This window comes from Brevundimonas sp. P7753, from assembly GCF_013386595.1.
Classification (GTDB): domain Bacteria; phylum Pseudomonadota; class Alphaproteobacteria; order Caulobacterales; family Caulobacteraceae; genus Brevundimonas; species Brevundimonas bullata.
Genome location: NZ_JACARP010000184.1, coordinates 1 through 753, shown reverse-complemented (window position 1 = coordinate 753; position 753 = coordinate 1). Strand labels below are relative to the sequence as shown.

The 753-nt window shown below is 74.0% G+C and carries 1 pseudogene; it reads left to right on the top strand.

From position 1 onward, the window contains the following. Positions 1 to 404: 404 nt before the first annotated feature. Positions 405 to 753 (top strand): annotated as a pseudogene (locus HX774_RS18900) (thiol:disulfide interchange protein); the annotation flags it as partial.

Genomic DNA, 753 nt, shown 5'->3' with positions numbered 1-753 from the left:
CCGCGCCATGGCGCGGCCATCCAGTCCGTCATCCAGTCGGCCCCGCGTCCCGCCGGGATCGAGGCCCGCGCCCAGTTCACGGACGGCCAGTTGACCCTGACCGCGACTGGCGGACCGCTTGCCGAGATCGGGACCGGCGCCGCGCCGACATGGGCCTATTTCTTCCCCTTCGAAGGCGGCGTCATCGACCACGCCGCCGTCCAGACCGGCCAGCGCGGCCCGGACGGCCTGACCCTGTCCGTCGCCGCCGGACGCGGCCTGTCCGCCGAGGGCCTGACGGGACCTATCGCCGGCGTCCTCGCCACCAACCTCGGCGCCNNGGCGCCGGCGCCCTGACCAGCGGCGAAACGCCGGCCCAGGCCCCGGTCGATCTGGCCGCCTTTGCTCAGGCCGCCCTGTTCGCCTTGCTCGGCGGCCTGATCCTCAACCTCATGCCCTGCGTCTTCCCTATTCTGGCGATGAAGGCGGCGGCGCTCAGCCGCTCGGCGCATCATCCGGGCGAGGCGCGCCGCGACGGCCTGGCCTTCCTGGTCGGCGTGTTGACGACCTTCCTGATCCTGGCCGGGGCGCTGCTGGCCCTGCGCGCGGGCGGGCAGGCCCTGGGCTGGGGCTTCCAGTTGCAGTCGCCGAGCGTGGTCGCCGGTCTGGCCCTGCTGATGCTGGCCGTGGCGCTGAATCTGTCGGGCGTCTTCCACATCGGCGCGGGGCTGCAAGGCGCCGGATCGGGGCCGATGTCGCGTCTGCCCGGCGCGC